Annotated in this window: 15 protein-coding genes; 7 read left to right on the top strand and 8 right to left on the bottom strand. The window is 62.5% G+C overall.

Annotated elements, in window-relative coordinates; genetic code table 11:
• Nucleotides 1–3: 3 nt before the first annotated feature.
• A complete protein-coding gene (locus ACQ4WM_RS13100; RefSeq protein WP_436547109.1) occupies nt 4–2829 on the top strand; it encodes a M16 family metallopeptidase in 2826 nt (941 codons plus the stop codon).
• Nucleotides 2830–2832: 3 nt separating this feature from the next.
• On the opposite strand, the gene ACQ4WM_RS13095 is transcribed toward ACQ4WM_RS13100, so the two are convergent.
• Together ACQ4WM_RS13095 and ACQ4WM_RS13090 are read right to left on the bottom strand one after the other, a co-directional pair.
• Nucleotides 2833–3234 carry a ribosomal maturation YjgA family protein gene (locus tag ACQ4WM_RS13095; protein ID WP_436547108.1) on the bottom strand — a complete coding sequence of 134 codons (402 nt, stop codon included), beginning with the start codon at nt 3232–3234 and terminating at the stop codon, nt 2833–2835.
• 80 nt (nt 3235–3314) lie between these two features.
• A complete protein-coding gene (locus ACQ4WM_RS13090; protein WP_436547107.1) occupies nt 3315–4226 on the bottom strand; it encodes a LysR family transcriptional regulator in 912 nt (303 codons plus the stop codon).
• Nucleotides 4227–4280: 54 nt separating this feature from the next.
• Here ACQ4WM_RS13090 and ACQ4WM_RS13085 point away from each other — a divergent pair, with 54 nt between their 5' ends.
• The 3 genes from ACQ4WM_RS13085 (at nt 4281) to ACQ4WM_RS13075 (ending at nt 6423) form a co-directional block, all read left to right on the top strand.
• Nucleotides 4281–5570 carry an SGNH/GDSL hydrolase family protein gene (locus tag ACQ4WM_RS13085; RefSeq protein WP_436547106.1) on the top strand — a complete coding sequence of 430 codons (1290 nt, stop codon included), beginning with the start codon at nt 4281–4283 and terminating at the stop codon, nt 5568–5570.
• 173 nt (nt 5571–5743) lie between these two features.
• A complete protein-coding gene (locus ACQ4WM_RS13080; RefSeq protein ID WP_436547105.1) occupies nt 5744–6001 on the top strand; it encodes a FitA-like ribbon-helix-helix domain-containing protein in 258 nt (85 codons plus the stop codon).
• Nucleotides 5998–6423: a type II toxin-antitoxin system VapC family toxin gene (locus tag ACQ4WM_RS13075; RefSeq protein WP_436547104.1), complete on the top strand. Its 426-nt coding sequence runs from the start codon at nt 5998–6000 to the stop codon at nt 6421–6423. Before ACQ4WM_RS13080 ends, ACQ4WM_RS13075 begins: the two co-directional genes overlap by 4 nt.
• Nucleotides 6424–6456: 33 nt before the next feature.
• On the opposite strand, the gene cysK is transcribed toward ACQ4WM_RS13075, so the two are convergent.
• The 3 genes from cysK to tcdA form a co-directional block, all read right to left on the bottom strand.
• Nucleotides 6457–7389 carry a cysteine synthase A gene (gene cysK / locus ACQ4WM_RS13070; protein ID WP_436547103.1) on the bottom strand — a complete coding sequence of 311 codons (933 nt, stop codon included), beginning with the start codon at nt 7387–7389 and terminating at the stop codon, nt 6457–6459.
• Nucleotides 7390–7470: 81 nt separating this feature from the next.
• Nucleotides 7471–7935 (bottom strand): FKBP-type peptidyl-prolyl cis-trans isomerase, encoded by a 465-nt coding sequence (locus ACQ4WM_RS13065; RefSeq protein ID WP_436547102.1) that lies wholly within the window; start codon nt 7933–7935, stop codon nt 7471–7473.
• Nucleotides 7936–8068: 133 nt separating this feature from the next.
• Nucleotides 8069–8911, bottom strand: a complete 843-nt coding sequence (tcdA, locus tag ACQ4WM_RS13060; protein ID WP_436547101.1) for a tRNA cyclic N6-threonylcarbamoyladenosine(37) synthase TcdA — start codon at nt 8909–8911, stop codon at nt 8069–8071.
• A 113-nt stretch (nt 8912–9024) separates the two neighbouring features.
• Between tcdA and pdxH the strand changes: the two genes are divergently transcribed.
• Nucleotides 9025–9723, top strand: a complete 699-nt coding sequence (gene pdxH / locus ACQ4WM_RS13055; RefSeq protein WP_436547100.1) for a pyridoxamine 5'-phosphate oxidase — start codon at nt 9025–9027, stop codon at nt 9721–9723.
• Nucleotides 9724–9836: 113 nt separating this feature from the next.
• A complete protein-coding gene (locus tag ACQ4WM_RS13050; protein WP_436547099.1) occupies nt 9837–11063 on the top strand; it encodes a class I SAM-dependent methyltransferase in 1227 nt (408 codons plus the stop codon).
• 15 nt (nt 11064–11078) lie between these two features.
• Here ACQ4WM_RS13050 and msrA read toward each other — a convergent pair whose 3' ends face one another.
• Nucleotides 11079–11612: a peptide-methionine (S)-S-oxide reductase MsrA gene (gene msrA / locus ACQ4WM_RS13045; RefSeq protein ID WP_436547362.1), complete on the bottom strand. Its 534-nt coding sequence runs from the start codon at nt 11610–11612 to the stop codon at nt 11079–11081.
• A 154-nt stretch (nt 11613–11766) separates the two neighbouring features.
• On the opposite strand from msrA, the gene ACQ4WM_RS13040 reads away from it, so the two are divergent.
• The gene (locus ACQ4WM_RS13040; RefSeq protein WP_436547098.1) at nt 11767–12273 is read left to right on the top strand and encodes a flavin reductase family protein; all 507 of its coding nucleotides are present in this window, start codon (nt 11767–11769) and stop codon (nt 12271–12273) included.
• A 50-nt stretch (nt 12274–12323) separates the two neighbouring features.
• Here ACQ4WM_RS13040 and ACQ4WM_RS13035 read toward each other — a convergent pair whose 3' ends face one another.
• Nucleotides 12324–13007 (bottom strand): OmpW/AlkL family protein, encoded by a 684-nt coding sequence (locus ACQ4WM_RS13035; RefSeq protein ID WP_436547097.1) that lies wholly within the window; start codon nt 13005–13007, stop codon nt 12324–12326.
• An 84-nt stretch (nt 13008–13091) separates the two neighbouring features.
• Nucleotides 13092–14459 carry an SGNH/GDSL hydrolase family protein gene (locus ACQ4WM_RS13030; protein WP_436547096.1) on the bottom strand — a complete coding sequence of 456 codons (1368 nt, stop codon included), beginning with the start codon at nt 14457–14459 and terminating at the stop codon, nt 13092–13094.
• Nucleotides 14460–14506 lie beyond the last annotated feature (47 nt).

The following is a 14506-nucleotide window of genomic DNA, read 5'->3' as shown; positions in this document are numbered from 1 at the left end:
TGCATGAAACCGATCAAACTGCTGGCCATACCTGCCCTGATGCTGTCGCTGTACGGCGCCCCGCTCACGCCTGCCCATGCGGCCGAAGCTGCCGTAGCGGCACCGGCCGGCGCCACCGCCGTGCCGAACATTGCCTACGAAAAATACACACTGCCCAACGGCCTGGAAGTGATCCTGGTCGAAGACCACAAGCTGCCCGTTACCGCCGTCAATATCTGGTACCACGTGGGGCCGGCCAATGAAGCGCCGGGCCTGACCGGTTTTGCCCATTTGTTCGAACACATGATGTTCGCCGCCACCAAGCACGTGCCGCGCGGCCTGGCCGACCAGTTGCTGGAAGGCGCGGGCGCCACCGATTCGAACGGCAGCACCGATTTCGACCGCACCAATTATTTCGACACCGTGCCGTCGAACCAACTGGAACTGGCGCTGTGGACCCATTCCGACCGCATGGGCTATCTGCTCGACGTGCTGGACCAGACGGCGCTGACCAACCAGCAGGACGTGGTACGCAACGAGCGCCGCCAGAGCGTGGAAAACGCCCCCTACGGCATCGTGCAGGAAGCGCTGTTCCATCAGCTGTTTCCGAAGAACCACCCGTACTACGCCAGCGTGATCGGCTCGCACGCCGATATCCAGAATGCGAAGCTGGACGATATCAAGGAATTCTTTACCAAATACTATGGTCCGAACAATGCCAGCCTGGTAATCGCCGGCGATATCGACAAGGCGAAAACCAAGGAGCTGGTCAACAAATACTTCGGCAGCTTCAAGAGCGGTCCGGCGGTGGAAAAACCGCACGTCGTCACCCCGCCGATCACGCAGGAACGCCGGGTGGTGGTGCAAGATCGCGTCGAATTGCCGCGAGTATATTTCGGCTGGCTGACACCCCCGGCCTATACCAAAGACGATGCGGAACTGAAAATTGCCGCGCAAATCCTGGCCGGCGGCAAATCGAGCCGCCTGTATAAATCCCTGGTGTATGACAAGCAGATCGCCCAGGACGTGGGCGCCGACCAGGGTTCGGCCGCTTTGACCTCGATGTTCACCATCGACGCCACCGCCCGCCCCGGCCACAAGCCCGAGGAAATCGAGCAGGCGCTGAACGCGGAACTGGAAAAGCTGCGCGCGCAAGGCCCGACCGAGAAAGAAATCGAGCGCGCCCGCAACGGCATCGAAACCATGATGCTGAGCCAGGTCGAAAAAGTCGGTGGCCACGGCGTGGCCAACTTGCTCAACGAATACAACCAGTACACGGGCGACCCAGGCTACCTGGCGAAAGATATCGAACGCTACCGCCAGGTGACGGTGGCCGGCGTGCAGCGCGCGGTCGACACCTACCTGAAAAACCAGGCGCGCGTGGTGGTCTACGGCGTGCCCGGCAAACCGGACCTGGGCCCGGAAGTGGCGACACCAGCACCAGGCAAGGTCAAGGCCGCACCTGGCACGGCCATCAATGCCGACGAGCCATGGCGCAACAAGGTGCCTGCTGCCGGCCCTGCTCCGGCGATCAAGCTGCCGCAAGGTAAATCGTTCACCCTGGCCAATGGCCTGACCGTGATCCACAATTACAACCCGGCCGTGCCGCTGGTGGCCAGCCAGCTGGTGATCAAGAGTGGCTCGGGTGCCAATCCGCTGGCCCAGCCCGGCCTGTCGAGCTTTACGGCGCAATTGCTGCAGGAAGGCACGGCCACGCGCAGCGCGCCGCAGATCGCCGATGAAGTGGCGCAACTGGGGGCATTCCTGGGCACCGGCTCCGGCGCCGACAGTTCGTTCGCGCAGATGACCTCATTGAAAAGCACTTTCCCGCAGGCACTGGACCTGCTGGCCGACGTGGTGCAGCACCCGCAATTCCCGCAGGAGGAAGTGGAACGCCAGCGCGCCAGCCGCATCGGCAACCTGGCGCAGCAGCGCGAAAACGCCGGCTTTGTTGCCGCCCGCGTGGAAGCGGCCGCCCTGTACGGCCCGGGCCACCCTTACGGCTACATCCAGCTGGGCACGGAAGCGGCTCTGAAAGCGACTACCCGCGCCGACCTGCAGCGTTTCTGGCAGCAGCATTATGTGCCGAACAATGCGGCGCTGATCGTCTCGGGCGATATCACGGAAAGCGAACTGAAGGCGCTGGCCGAAGCCAAGTTCGGCGCCTGGAAAGCCGGCGAGGTGGCGCCGTCGGTGGCGGCCACGCCTGCCACCAGCAAGGCCAGGCTGATTTTGGTCGACAAGCCGGGCGCGCCGCAAACTGCGCTGCGCCTGTCGAATATCGCGGTCGACCGCAAGACGCCCGATTACGCGCCGCTGCAAGTGATGAACGCGGCCCTGGGCGGCTTGTTTACCAGCCGCCTGAACACGAACTTGCGCGAAGAAAAGGGCTATACCTACGGCGTGCGCTCGCAGTTCCAGTACCGCAGCCTGCCTGGCCCGTTCGCTATCGCCGCCAGCGTGCGCACCGACGTTACCGGCCCCGCAGTATCGGAAACGGTGAAGGAATTGCGCGCCATGATCGCCAGGCCACTGAGCGCCAGGGAACTGTCGAACGCGCGCAATTCGCAGGTGCTCTCCTTGCCGGGCCAGTTCGACACCAACGCCAGCGTCAGCGCAAGCATGGCCAATACCTATGTCTACAACCTGGGGCTGGACTACTACACCGTGCTGCCACAGCGCTTTGCCAGCGTGACAGGCAAGCAGGTGCAGCAGGTGGCGAAGAAATACCTGCAGCCTGAAAAGCTGATCGTGATCGGCGTCGGTGACCAGGCCAAGATCGCGCCGCAACTGTCCAAGCTGAAACTGGCGCCGGTGGAAGTGCGCGACGCGGAAGGCAATGTGAAGTAAGGCTTAGCGTCGTTTGAACAGGACGACGTTATCGATGATACCCGCCACGGCCACCCCGGCCGTGTAGGCGATCAGGTCGACCCAGCCGAAGAACGAACCGAGCACCAGGTGACCCAGCGCATGGGCGCGGATGCCGACGATCCACGGCGCCTGGTACAGCTGGCTGAACTCGACTGCAAAGCACACCAGCAAGGCCCACAGCGCCAGCTGCCAGGTACGCATGCGGGTGGCAAAAAAGCCCAGCGCAAACACGATCATCATGGCCCACAGGACGTCGCCCGGATATTTTCCGAGCGCGTCGGGTAGCCACTGGGGAAAGACACGCGAGGCCAGGCCCAGCGCAATGACCACCACGGTGGCAGCGAGCTGCAACAGGCGGCGGCGTTCAGGTTTTACCAGGAACATATTTCCATTCATGACAGGTGACGGGCCGCACCAATGCGGCCTGTGCCGTATTGTACTGCGCAGCAACACGATGCTGGCGGCTATCTGGGCGACAAGCTGACATTCTCGGCCAGGAAATCAAGTACGGCGCGCACGCGCAGCGGTACATGGCCGCCTTGCCCCACATACACGGCGTGCACTTCTTCGCTGTCGCCCGGATTGCACTCTTCCAGCACCGCCTGCAGGCGGCCGGCGGCCAGGTCGTCGCGCACCTGGAAGGCCGCCAGGCGCGCCAGGCCGACACCGGCCAGCGCCAGCTGGCGCAAGGCCTCACCATCGCTGGCCTGCACATTGCCCAGCACCGGCACGATCAGCTCGCCGCCATCGTGGCGCAGCGGCCAGCCGGGCCTGGCGCGCGCGTAGTTCGCATCGAGCAGGTTATGGCCGGCCAGTTCGCCTGGCGTGGCCGGCATGCCGCAGCGCGCCAGATAGGCCGGCGAGGCGACGATCACCATGCGAGTCTGGCCCAGCTTGCGCGCCATCAGGTTCGAGCTTTTCAGGGGGCCGGCGCGCACGGCCACGTCGGTGCGCTGCTCGAGGATATCAACCACGGCGTCGGTCAGCACGATGTCGAGCGTGACGGCGGGATAGCGCACCAGAAAGACCGGCACCAAAGGCAGCAGAAAATGGTGGCCGAACGGTACATTCGCATTGATGCGCACGCGCCCGCGCGGCGTGTCGTGCACGCCGGCGCAGCGTTCGGCCTCGTCCAGCGCCGCCAGCACCCGCACGCCACGCTCATACAGGCCGCAGCCTTCTGCCGTCAGCTGCAACTGGCGCGTGGAGCGGTTCAGCAGGCGCGCGCCCAGGCGCTGCTCGAGGCGCGAGACGAGTTTGCTGACAGCCGACGGCGTCATGCCGCAGGCGCGCGCGGCCGCCGAAAAACCGCCCAGTTCAATCACGCGCACGAATACTTCCAGCTCGCCCGAACGGTTGACGTCGAGTCTTCCCATGTGAATTCAACTCATAAATGTTCTTCGTTCACATAGTCTAGTACATGAATGCGTATGCGCCCATCATCGGGCCTTTCCACCTTTGACGCCTTCGCCATGATGACACTGCCCCGTTTGCTTTCCCTGTTCCTTGCCGCCTGCATATCGCTGCCCGCCGCTGCCGCCGACACTGCCTGGCTGGCCAGCTGGAGCGCCAGCCCGCAAGCGGTCTGGACGCCAGATTTCGTCCTGCCGTCCAATGTGCCGGCCCGCCTGCACGACCAGACCGTACGGCAGGTGGCACGCCTCAGCGTAGGCGGCACACGCCTGCGCATCGTGCTGTCGAATGCCCATGGCGGCACGCCGCTGCACATCGGTGCGGCCACGGTGGGCCTGTCCGCCGGTGGATCGGCCATCGTGTCGGGCAGCTTGCGCGCCATGACCTTTGGCGGTCACAGTGGCGCCACCATCGCGCCGGGTGCGCCGCTGGTCAGCGACCCGGTCGCGCTCACCGTGCCCGACCTGACGCGCCTGACGGTCAGCATCCATTTGCCACAGGACACGGCGAGCACAACCTTTCACTGGGATGGCCGCGAGACGGCGTGGATCGCGCAGGGCGACCAAAGCGGCACCAGCAAGATCGACCCGACACGATCACTCACCACCACCGCGCGGTTACTGCTCAGCAGTATTGAAGTAGAGACGACTACGGCCGCGCAAGCGGTGGCAGTAATCGGCGACTCGATTACCGATGGCGCCGGCGCCAGCCTGGGGCGCGATACGCGCTGGCCCGATGCGCTGGCCGAACGGCTGGCGCCGCATGGCGTGGCTGTCATCAATGCGGGTATTTCCGGCGCCCGACTGCTGGCCGACGGCATGGGCAGCAATGCGCTGGCGCGCTTCGAGCGCGACGTGCTGGGCCAGCCGGGCGTGCGCACGGTGATCGTGGCATTGGGTATCAATGACATCAGTTGGCCCGGGACGGCTTTTGACGCGCATGGCCAGCGGCCCACCCTGGAAGAACTGGCTGCCGGCTATCGCCAGCTGACCGCGCAGGCGCGCAGCCGGGGCGTGCGCGTGATAGTCGCTACACTAACGCCGTTTGAAGGCGCACTGCCGGGCACGCCGCTGGCCGACTATCACGATGCAGGCAAGGATGACCTGCGCCAGCGCCTCAATGCGTGGATCAGGAGCAGCGGCAGCTTTGACGCGGTGCTGGATGCCGATGCCGTGCTGCGCGATCCGGCCCACCCGCTGCGCCTGCTGCCGGCCTACGACTCGGGCGACCATCTGCACCCGGGCGACGCCGGCAACCGCGCGCTGGCCGAAGCGGCCAACCTGCGCATATTGATGGAAAAGCCTTAATCGGCTGGCGGCCAGGCACGCGGTGGCGCACGCCAGTTCATGAAAGGCCACATCAAACTGCCAAGCTTGTAAATAGACCGCAACGGCCGGTAGATGGAAATGTTTGATAACACTCACCTGGTATCATTACTATACAATGGGTGCATTGATATCTAATTTCGGAGATATACCAAATGGCAAACGTGAATGTCAGAAATCTGCCCGATGAGGTGCATCGTGCCATCCGGATCCAGGCCGCCCAGAATGGCCGCAGCACCGAAGCTGAAATCCGCTTTATTTTGGAGCGAGCAGCAAAACCCGAGGGCCGCGTGAAACTAGGCTCGTTCCTGGCGTCCATCGCCCGCGAGACTGGCGGCCTGACAGATGAAGAACACGCCCTGTTTGAAAGCGGGCGCATCAAGGCCACGGCCAGGGCTGCGAGCTTCGAATGATTTTGCTCGATACGAATGTGATTTCGGAGACGCAGCGGCAGTCACCCAATGCGCGCGTTCTTGATTGGCTTGATGAACAAGCGCTGGAAACGCTGTATCTGACCGCGATCACGGTCGCCGAGTTGCGTGCCGGTATAGCGTTGATGCCTGCCGGCAAGCGCCGGGACGGTCTGCTGGAGAACTTGGAAAAGCGCCTGCTGCCGATGTTCGCCAATCGGGTTCTGTCGTTCGATATGGCTTGCACGACGGCTTATGCCGAACTGCTGGCCAAGTCCCGTGCTGCCGGCCTGGTGGTCGAAACGGCCGATGCCTTCATTGCGGCCGTCGCCCTCGCCAACGGCTTCACCGTTGCTACGCGCGACACCAGTCCTTTTGAGGCTGCCGGGCTGAATGTCATCAACCCGTGGCAGACGGCGCAATGAAGCGGCCAACCTGCGCATGTTGATGGGAAAGCCTTAGTCGCCCAGCCCCGCATACAGCGCCGTACTCAGGTAGCGCTCGCCAAACGACGGGATAATCGTGACGATGGTCTTGCCGGCGTTTTCCGGGCGTTTTGCCACTTGCAAGGCGGCCCACAGGGCGGCGCCGGAAGAAATGCCGACCAGCAGGCCCTCATCGCTGGCGGCCAGGCGCGCGGTGGCGAAGGCGTCGTCGCTCTTGACGCAGATGACTTCGTCGTAGATGGCGGTATTCAATATCTGCGGCACGAAGCCGGCGCCGATGCCCTGGATCGGGTGTGGACCTTTGGTGCCTTTCGACAGCATTGGCGACGCATCGGGTTCTACCACGATAATCTGCACGCCGCTCTTGCGCTCCTTGAGCACTTCGCCGATGCCGGTGATGGTGCCGCCGGTGCCGACGCCGGCAATCACGATATCGACCTGGCCATCGGTATCGCGCCAGATTTCCTCGGCCGTGGTCTGGCGGTGGATGGCGGGATTGGCCGGGTTATTGAATTGCTGAAGCATCAGGTAGCGCGCATCGGCGGCGACCATTTCCTCGGCCTTGCGGATCGCCCCCAGCATGCCTTCGCTGCCTGGTGTCAATACCAGTTCGGCGCCATACGCGCGAAGCAGGATACGCCGTTCGCGGCTCATGGTGTCCGGCATGACCAGGGTGCAGCGATAGCCGCGCGCGGCACAAACCATCGCCAGCGCGATGCCGGTATTGCCGCTGGTGGGCTCGACGATGACGGTGTCAGCGTGGATCAGGCCGGCACTTTCGGCGGCCGCGACCATGGCCAGGCCGATACGGTCCTTGACGCTGTGGGCGGGATTGTAGAATTCGAGTTTGGCCAGAATGGTGGCCACACTGCCGGCGGCGATGCGGTTGATGCGCACCAGCGGTGTATTGCCGATCAGTTCGGTGACGTCGTTGGCGATATTCATGGGGGAACCTCCACGGTTGCAGGAAGCCCCAGTCTACCGCCTTTGACAGCAACGCGCGAGGGCGTTGCTGTCAAACAATTATTACTTCACATCCAGCAGTTCGACATCGAAGATCAGTGCCGAGTTCGGTGGAATGTCGCCATTGCCGGCGCCGCGCGGGCCATAAGCGAGTTCGCCAGGAATGATCAGGGTGCGCTTGCCGCCCACTTTCATGCCAGCCACGCCCTGGTCCCACCCCTTGATGACCATGCCCTTGCCCAGCGGGAAGTCAAACGGGCCACGGCCGACCGAGCTGTCGAACTGCTTGCCGCGCGAGTTTTTCGCCAGCGGACGGTACAGCCAGCCCGTGTAATGCACGCTGACAGTATTGCCGGCTGCCGCTTCCTTGCCGGTGCCTACCTTGTTGTCGATAATGATCAGCTTGTCGGCCGCAGGGCCTGGGCTCATCGATACGGCCGACGCCGGTACGGGAGCGGGGACTTGCGCCTGCGCCAGCGACGCGGCGACGGAGCAGATCAGGGCAAACAATACGGAGCTACGCGTCATGATGGTTACTTTCCTTGAGTTTCAATGAGATTTCAGTCAGACCCTGCCGTGTTGGATGGGCAGGATGCGCGACAATAATAGCAAACTGTGCAAGCGCCATGAAAAACTTGTCAGCGCGGCCACGCCGGTTCAATCAGGCCGCGTCGGGCAAGACCTCGGCCGGTGGCTGGCGCAGGCTTTTGAGCGCATGTGCGGCCGCCACCATGCCGAAGCTGGCTGTGACCACCACGCTGGAGCCGAAGCCGGCGCAGTTCAGGCCGGTCACGCCGGCGGCGGTGTCACCGATCTCGCAGGCTTCACCGGTGTCAGGGGTCGTCAATGGCTCCATCGAAAACACGGCGTCGACATTGAATTTGTTTTTCACGCCACGCGGAAAACCGTAGTCGGTGCGCAAATGCTTGCGCACGCGCTTGAGCAGCGGTTCCTGTTCCGTTTTTGCCAGGTCGCGCACGGCAATCAGGGTCGGGTCCGTCTGCCCGCCAGCGCTGCCAATGGTCAGCATCGGCAGCTTGCGGCCACGGCAATAGGCGATCAGCGCCGCCTTCGAGCGGGCATTGTCGATAGCGTCGACCAGGTAATCAAAGTGCTGGCCGCCCAGCAATTGCTCCAGGTTATCAGGCGCGATGAAGTCTTCGACCTGCGTGACCCGGCAAAACGGGTTGATCAGGCTGATGCGTTCGGCCAGGGCCGTGATCTTGGCCTTGCCGATGGTGTCGCTCATGGCCTGAATCTGGCGGTTGATATTCGACTCGGCCACGTTATCGAGGTCGATCAGGGTCAAATGACCAACGGCGCTGCGGGCCAGTGCCTCGACGATCCAGGACCCGACGCCGCCCACGCCGATCACACACACATGGGCGGCGCGAAAGCGCGCCAGTGCCGGCGCGCCATACAGGCGGGCAATGCCGCCGAAGCGCCGCTCAAAATCGATCTCGGTCAAGTCCGCGGAAATAAGTTCATGGTTGGAGGTATGCATGGCGCCATTTTAACGGACGCGGCGCTGACAGATATTCTAAAATGGCTGACCAGACCCGGCGACGGCCCACCACTGTCGCCACGCCCCAACACTGTCCACTACGAGAGCACATCATGACACCCCCTCTGTCCGCCCCCGTTACCGGTTCCGACCAGCCGGTTCCAGTGCACGACGCCGCCACCCTGGCCGCCATGCGCATCGACTATGTGCAATCGCTGCTGTCCGAAGAGCAAGTATTGCGCGACCCGATCGCGCAATTTGAAAAATGGTTCGACGAGGCGCTCAAAGCCCAGGTCAGCGAGCCGAACGCCATGAGCCTGTCCACGGTCAGTGCTGAAGGCAAGCCCACCTCGCGCATCGTGCTGATCAAGCAATTCGATCAGCGCGGCTTTACCTGGTACACCAATTACAACAGCGAAAAAGGCCAGCAACTGGCGCACAACCCGCACGCAGCACTGCTGTTTTTCTGGCGCGAACTGGAACGGCAAGTACGCATCGAAGGCACAGTGGTGAAAACTTCGGCGGCCGAGAGCGATGAATATTTCAATGTGCGTCCCTTGCTGAGCCGCCTGTCGGCCATCGCCTCGCAGCAAAGCGCGCCGATTGCCAGCCGCGCCGAACTTGAAGCCCATTATGACGCCGTGGCGGCCGTGGCCGGCGACACCCCGGCGCGGCCCGAACACTGGGGGGGCTACCGCCTGCAGCCGGAGCGCATCGAATTCTGGCAGGGCCGCCGCTCGCGCTTCCACGACCGCATCGTGTTTACCCGTGGCGCCGACGGCGCCTGGAGCATGGAGCGTTTGCAACCGTAGTGCAAGTGCAGAGCAGACTGATGAATATGGGTGTAGGCTTGCCAGGCTAGGATCTGAATAATATTGTTGTTCAATTAACGACCGCGAGAGCGGCCGCTTCATTGGAGGCCATTTTGTTTATTCAAAACCAACTCAAGTCCTGGGTAGCCGGCATGCGTGCCAAGGCCGCCCTGCCACTGCGCATCGAACTGTGGAACGGCCAGCATGTCGACCTGTCGAGCGAAACGCCGCGCGTCACCATCCGCCTGCCCACAATCGCCTCGGCCCGCTACCTGCTCAAGCCTTCGCTGGCCAATCTGGGCTCGGCCTATGTGGAAGGCAATATTGAAGTCAAGGGCACGGCGCAGGACATGATTTCCATCTGCAATGCGTTGGCGCGCAACACCCTCAAGCCGGAAGGCAAGCTGGCCCGCATCGTGCGCAGTTTTACGCATGACAAGGGCAAGGACGCCGAAGCGATCCGCTACCACTACGATGTGTCGAACGCCTTCTACGAGCAGTTCCTCGATCCGGCCCTGGTCTATTCCTGCGCCTATTTCGAGCACGGCGATGAAACGCTGGCGCAGGCGCAAGTGAAGAAAATCGACCATATCCTGAAGAAAATCCAGTTGCAGCCGGGCCAGAGCCTGCTCGATATCGGCTGCGGTTGGGGTGCGCTGGTGATCCGCGCCGCGCAGCAATATGGCGCCCGCTGTGTCGGCGTGACCCTATCCGAAAACCAGTACCAACTGGCGCGTGCACGCGTGGCCGAGGCCGGCCTGGAACACCTGGTCGATATCCGCCTGCAGGACTACCGCGATGTAACGGGCCAATTCGACCGCATTACCAGCGTCGGCATGTTCGAACACGTGGGCCTGAAGCACTTGCCCGATTACTTTTCCATCATCAACAAGCTGCTGGCGCCGGAAGGCATGGCGATGAACCATGGCATCACCTCCACCGACCCGGACAATGGCGAAACGCCGTACGGCGGCGGCGAATTCATCGAAAAATATGTGTTTCCGCACGGCGAACTGGCGCATATCGGCAATGTGCTGAAAACCATGCAGCAAGGCGGGCTGGAAGTGCTGGACGTGGAAAATTTGCGACGCCACTATGCGCGCACCTGCGCACTATGGACAGAGAATTTCGAGGCGCATGCCGAGCTGATCAGGCCGCTGGCCGGCGAACGGCGCTTTCGCATCTGGCACGTCTACCTGGCCGGCTGCAGCTATGCCTTCGAGCAGGACCTGATCAGCCTGTACCAGATCGTTTGCGTCAAGGCCGGCCGGCGTTCTTCCACGCTGCCCTGGTCGCGCAACTATATGTACGAGGGCAGAACACCGGCCCTGGTGCATTGAGCCAGGCGCCAGCGGCTATCTGACGAGGCTGGCGTGCATGGCGCGCAATTTGTCCACCATCGACGCCACCACCAGCGCGCAATAGCTTTGCAGGGGGTGGCGCGCGGCATAATTCTGCTGCTCGTCTGGCGCCCGGTAAAACGGCTGGGCCGGCAGCACCTGCGTGACGATGGGTGCATCCCATACACCCGCCATTTCGGCCATCACCTTGTGCGCCACCGACTCCTGCTGTGGCGACTGCACAAAGATCACCGAGCGGTACTGCGTACCCACGTCATTGCCCTGCCGGGCTAGTGTGGTGGGATCGTGGCTGGTAAAAAATACCTGCAGCAGGTCCTGGTAGCTGACGATAGCCGTATCGAATGCCAGGCGTACCACTTGCGCATGGCCCGTGCCACCGGCATCGACCTGTTCGTGGCTGGGGTCTGCCAGTTGCCCTCCCGCATAGCCGGTCTCGACAGTCATGACGCCGCGCACCTGCCGGTACACCGCATCGTGGCCCCAGAAGCAACCGCCACCCAGTACCGCCACTTCCAATTGCTGACTCATCATGTCCTCCTGACTACAACTGTCTTAGCGGAAATCTTGCCTGTTCCACCACTGTAGCGCAAACCCGCGCAGGGTGCCGCCGCCTTGCTTTGGACCTGCGATACAACGGCACTGTCATTTTTTGGCATAATGGTCACAAACATACAGGTTACCCATGAATACACTCTCTCCCCGCGCGCCAGCGCAAGCGTTTGATGCGCCTCATTTCCGGCAGGCATTGTCGCAATTTGCCACCGGCGTGACGGTAATCACCACGCGCCTGGCCGACGGCACATTTCGCGGACTGACCGCCAGTTCCTTCAATTCCGTGTCGCTGTCGCCACCGCTGGTGCTGTGGAGTTTGGGCGAGGCTGCCAACAGCATGCCCATCTTCAGCGGCAACTCGCATTACGTGATCAATGTGCTGGGCGCCGACCAGGCCGAACTGGCACAGCGTTTTTCGCGCCGCACGCCCAACCCGTTCGACGACGTGGAATATGAACTGTCTCGTACCGGCCAACCCATCCTGAAAGGTGCCTCGGCCTGGTTCGAATGCCATAACCGCAGCCGCTACCCGGAAGGCGACCATGTGATCTTTGTCGGCGAAGTCGAGCAATGCGCATACACGGCCCAGCCGCCGTTGATTTTCCATCACGGCAAGTTCAGCACCCTGCCCGATTGACGGGACAAAAAAAATCCGCCAGCTGGCGGATTTTTTCGACTGCCGATATCCTAGAAAAACTTGTAACCGATACCGACGCTGACGGCGGTCGGGTCCAGCTTGATATCCTGCGTCTGGCCGGTCGAGAACGTCGCGCGCGTTTTCAGGTACGTCTTGATGATGCCGACGTCGGCAAACCAGCGCTCGTTGAAGGCCAGCGTGGCGCCCAGCTGGATGCTGCCGGCCAGCTTGTTTTTCAGGCGGTAGCTCGATGGAGGTCCACCCGGATCGAGCAGGGCCGTCATCGCACCTGAACCGCGTTCCTTCTGGAAGTAGGCATACGTCAGGCCGGCGCCCACGTAAGGACGGATCATGGTGTTGGCCTCGAAGAAGCGGTACTGCATCAGGAAGGTTGGTGGCAACACTTCCGAAGTGCCCAGTTTGCCCGTGCCCTTGATGGCGCCATCACCCATCAGATCATGCTTGTACGGCACGCCCAGGTGCATCTCGGCCGAAATATTGTCGGTGAGCATATAGGCCAGGGTCAGGATCGGTTTGGTGTCGGACTCGACGTCGGCCTTGGTGTTCGGCAAAGCCGGCGCCGTCATGTCGCCGCTGGTAACATGCGGCGTGATCTTGTTGAGACCGACCTTGGCGGTAAAAGTACCGGCGCTTTGCGCCGAGGCGGCCGTAGCCAGCGTCATGGCCGCGATGGCCGCCAGCAACTGCGCCGCGCTATTGAAACGTTTTTTCATATTGTCTCCTGATTCATTATGTGCGGATAGCTAACTATCCGGTCATCCCCGCAGGCGCCCCGGCATGGCCAGGGCGCTGCCCGATTACAGCCAGCCGCGCGTCACCATGTCTTTGGCAACATAACGCGCCAGCAGCAGGTTGTTGAACGGCGAAGGATGCACATCATCGGCATAGGAGTAATGGCTGACGTCGCCGGCGATCAGGTTGCTGCCGTTGCACACCAGCGAGCTGCCCAGCGGATTCTTGGCGGCGGTCAGGTCGCAGGCCGGTTCCTTGACATTGGTCAGGCCATACGGGCCGGGGTTGGTCGCCTGGTCATTGCTGACGGCAAACACGTCGACGATCAGTACCTTGTCATTGGTGGACAAACCGTTCTTGATCTGCGTATTGAAAGCGCTGACCATGGCATTGATCAAGGCCTTCGTACTGGCATCCTTACCCAGGCCCGACGGCGTGTTGGCAATGTCCGGCAGATTATTGACGACCACATGGGTGGCACCTTTGGCAATGATCTGGTCTTTCACCAGTGCAACCAGCTCCGCACCGGCCGTGCCCATGGCGGTCACCAGTGCAGGACCATTGGTAGCGGCGTAGTCGGCGCCGGCCTTGGCGCCGGCGGCGGTGGCGGCAGCTTGTGCGGTTGCAATGATCGGGCCATTGACTGCAGTCGTGGCGGCAGTCGTGTAACCGGCAGCGACAGCAGCGCCGATGGCAGCCTGGGCAATGGTAGTCGGCGTCGCGCCAGCGACAGCGCTGGCGTTAAGCACTGCGGTGCGGATGGACACAGCAGCGGTAGCCGGATTGGGAGCGCCGGTGGCCAGCTGCGTGATCAGGCTGGCGCCAAACGCCGTACCGCCAGCAGTGGTGCCGGCGGCGGTAGCGGCCGCTTGCAGAGCACCCAACTGGAACAGTGCATCGTTACCGCCGGCCATCACGAATACCACTTCGGTGCCGCTGAACTTGCCGCCGGACACAGCCAGGTGGTTGGCGATCTGCGTGGCGACCGGCACCGTCAGTGCACCGAGTGCGCCGCCTGCCAGTCTGTTGTTCGGGCCGACAGGATTGGTCACGCGCGAGCCGCCCATGGCGTAGCCGAAGCAGCCGGCATGCTTGACGCGGGCCACGGCAAAGCCCTGCGCAGCATTGCCTTCCAGGCCAGTTTCTGCCGCACAAGGCGCTGGCAGGCCGAATTGCGCGGCCAGATGCTCGGTCCAGTTCTTGCCGGTCAGCTCGGGATTGATGGAGGTATTGTCTCCGTTGATGGTGAATTTGCCGCCTTTCAGGGCAGCGACCGTGCCGACCGCATAGGAGCCGACGTCGGACAGGCTGTCGCCGAACGACACTTGTGCCGTGTATTTGACTTTCAGGGTCTGGTCGCCGCCGCTGGAGCCGCCGCAACCGGCCAGGACAGCCGCCGTCAGCGCCGCAAGCGCGAATTTGGTGTATTGCATTTTGTCTCCTAATGGTTTTTTTTTGGTTTTACAAACGAACGGGCGTG

The organism is Janthinobacterium longum, assembly GCF_051380735.1.
Lineage (GTDB): Bacteria > Pseudomonadota > Gammaproteobacteria > Burkholderiales > Burkholderiaceae_D > Janthinobacterium.
This window is presented reverse-complemented; position numbering and strand designations above follow the sequence as displayed.

Coding starts and splice junctions, on each gene's coding strand:
- ACQ4WM_RS13100 (WP_436547109.1), top strand. CDS start 4: ATGAAACCGATCAAACTGCTGGCCATACCTGCCCTGATGCTGTCGCTG.
- ACQ4WM_RS13095 (WP_436547108.1), bottom strand. CDS start 3,234: ATGTTCCTGGTAAAACCTGAACGCCGCCGCCTGTTGCAGCTCGCTGCC.
- ACQ4WM_RS13090 (WP_436547107.1), bottom strand. CDS start 4,226: ATGGGAAGACTCGACGTCAACCGTTCGGGCGAGCTGGAAGTATTCGTG.
- ACQ4WM_RS13085 (WP_436547106.1), top strand. CDS start 4,281: ATGCGCCCATCATCGGGCCTTTCCACCTTTGACGCCTTCGCCATGATG.
- ACQ4WM_RS13080 (WP_436547105.1), top strand. CDS start 5,744: ATGGCAAACGTGAATGTCAGAAATCTGCCCGATGAGGTGCATCGTGCC.
- ACQ4WM_RS13075 (WP_436547104.1), top strand. CDS start 5,998: ATGATTTTGCTCGATACGAATGTGATTTCGGAGACGCAGCGGCAGTCA.
- cysK (WP_436547103.1), bottom strand. CDS start 7,389: ATGAATATCGCCAACGACGTCACCGAACTGATCGGCAATACACCGCTG.
- ACQ4WM_RS13065 (WP_436547102.1), bottom strand. CDS start 7,935: ATGACGCGTAGCTCCGTATTGTTTGCCCTGATCTGCTCCGTCGCCGCG.
- tcdA (WP_436547101.1), bottom strand. CDS start 8,911: ATGCATACCTCCAACCATGAACTTATTTCCGCGGACTTGACCGAGATC.
- pdxH (WP_436547100.1), top strand. CDS start 9,025: ATGACACCCCCTCTGTCCGCCCCCGTTACCGGTTCCGACCAGCCGGTT.
- msrA (WP_436547362.1), bottom strand. CDS start 11,612: ATGAGTCAGCAATTGGAAGTGGCGGTACTGGGTGGCGGTTGCTTCTGG.
- ACQ4WM_RS13040 (WP_436547098.1), top strand. CDS start 11,767: ATGAATACACTCTCTCCCCGCGCGCCAGCGCAAGCGTTTGATGCGCCT.
- ACQ4WM_RS13035 (WP_436547097.1), bottom strand. CDS start 13,007: ATGAAAAAACGTTTCAATAGCGCGGCGCAGTTGCTGGCGGCCATCGCG.
- ACQ4WM_RS13030 (WP_436547096.1), bottom strand. CDS start 14,459: ATGCAATACACCAAATTCGCGCTTGCGGCGCTGACGGCGGCTGTCCTG.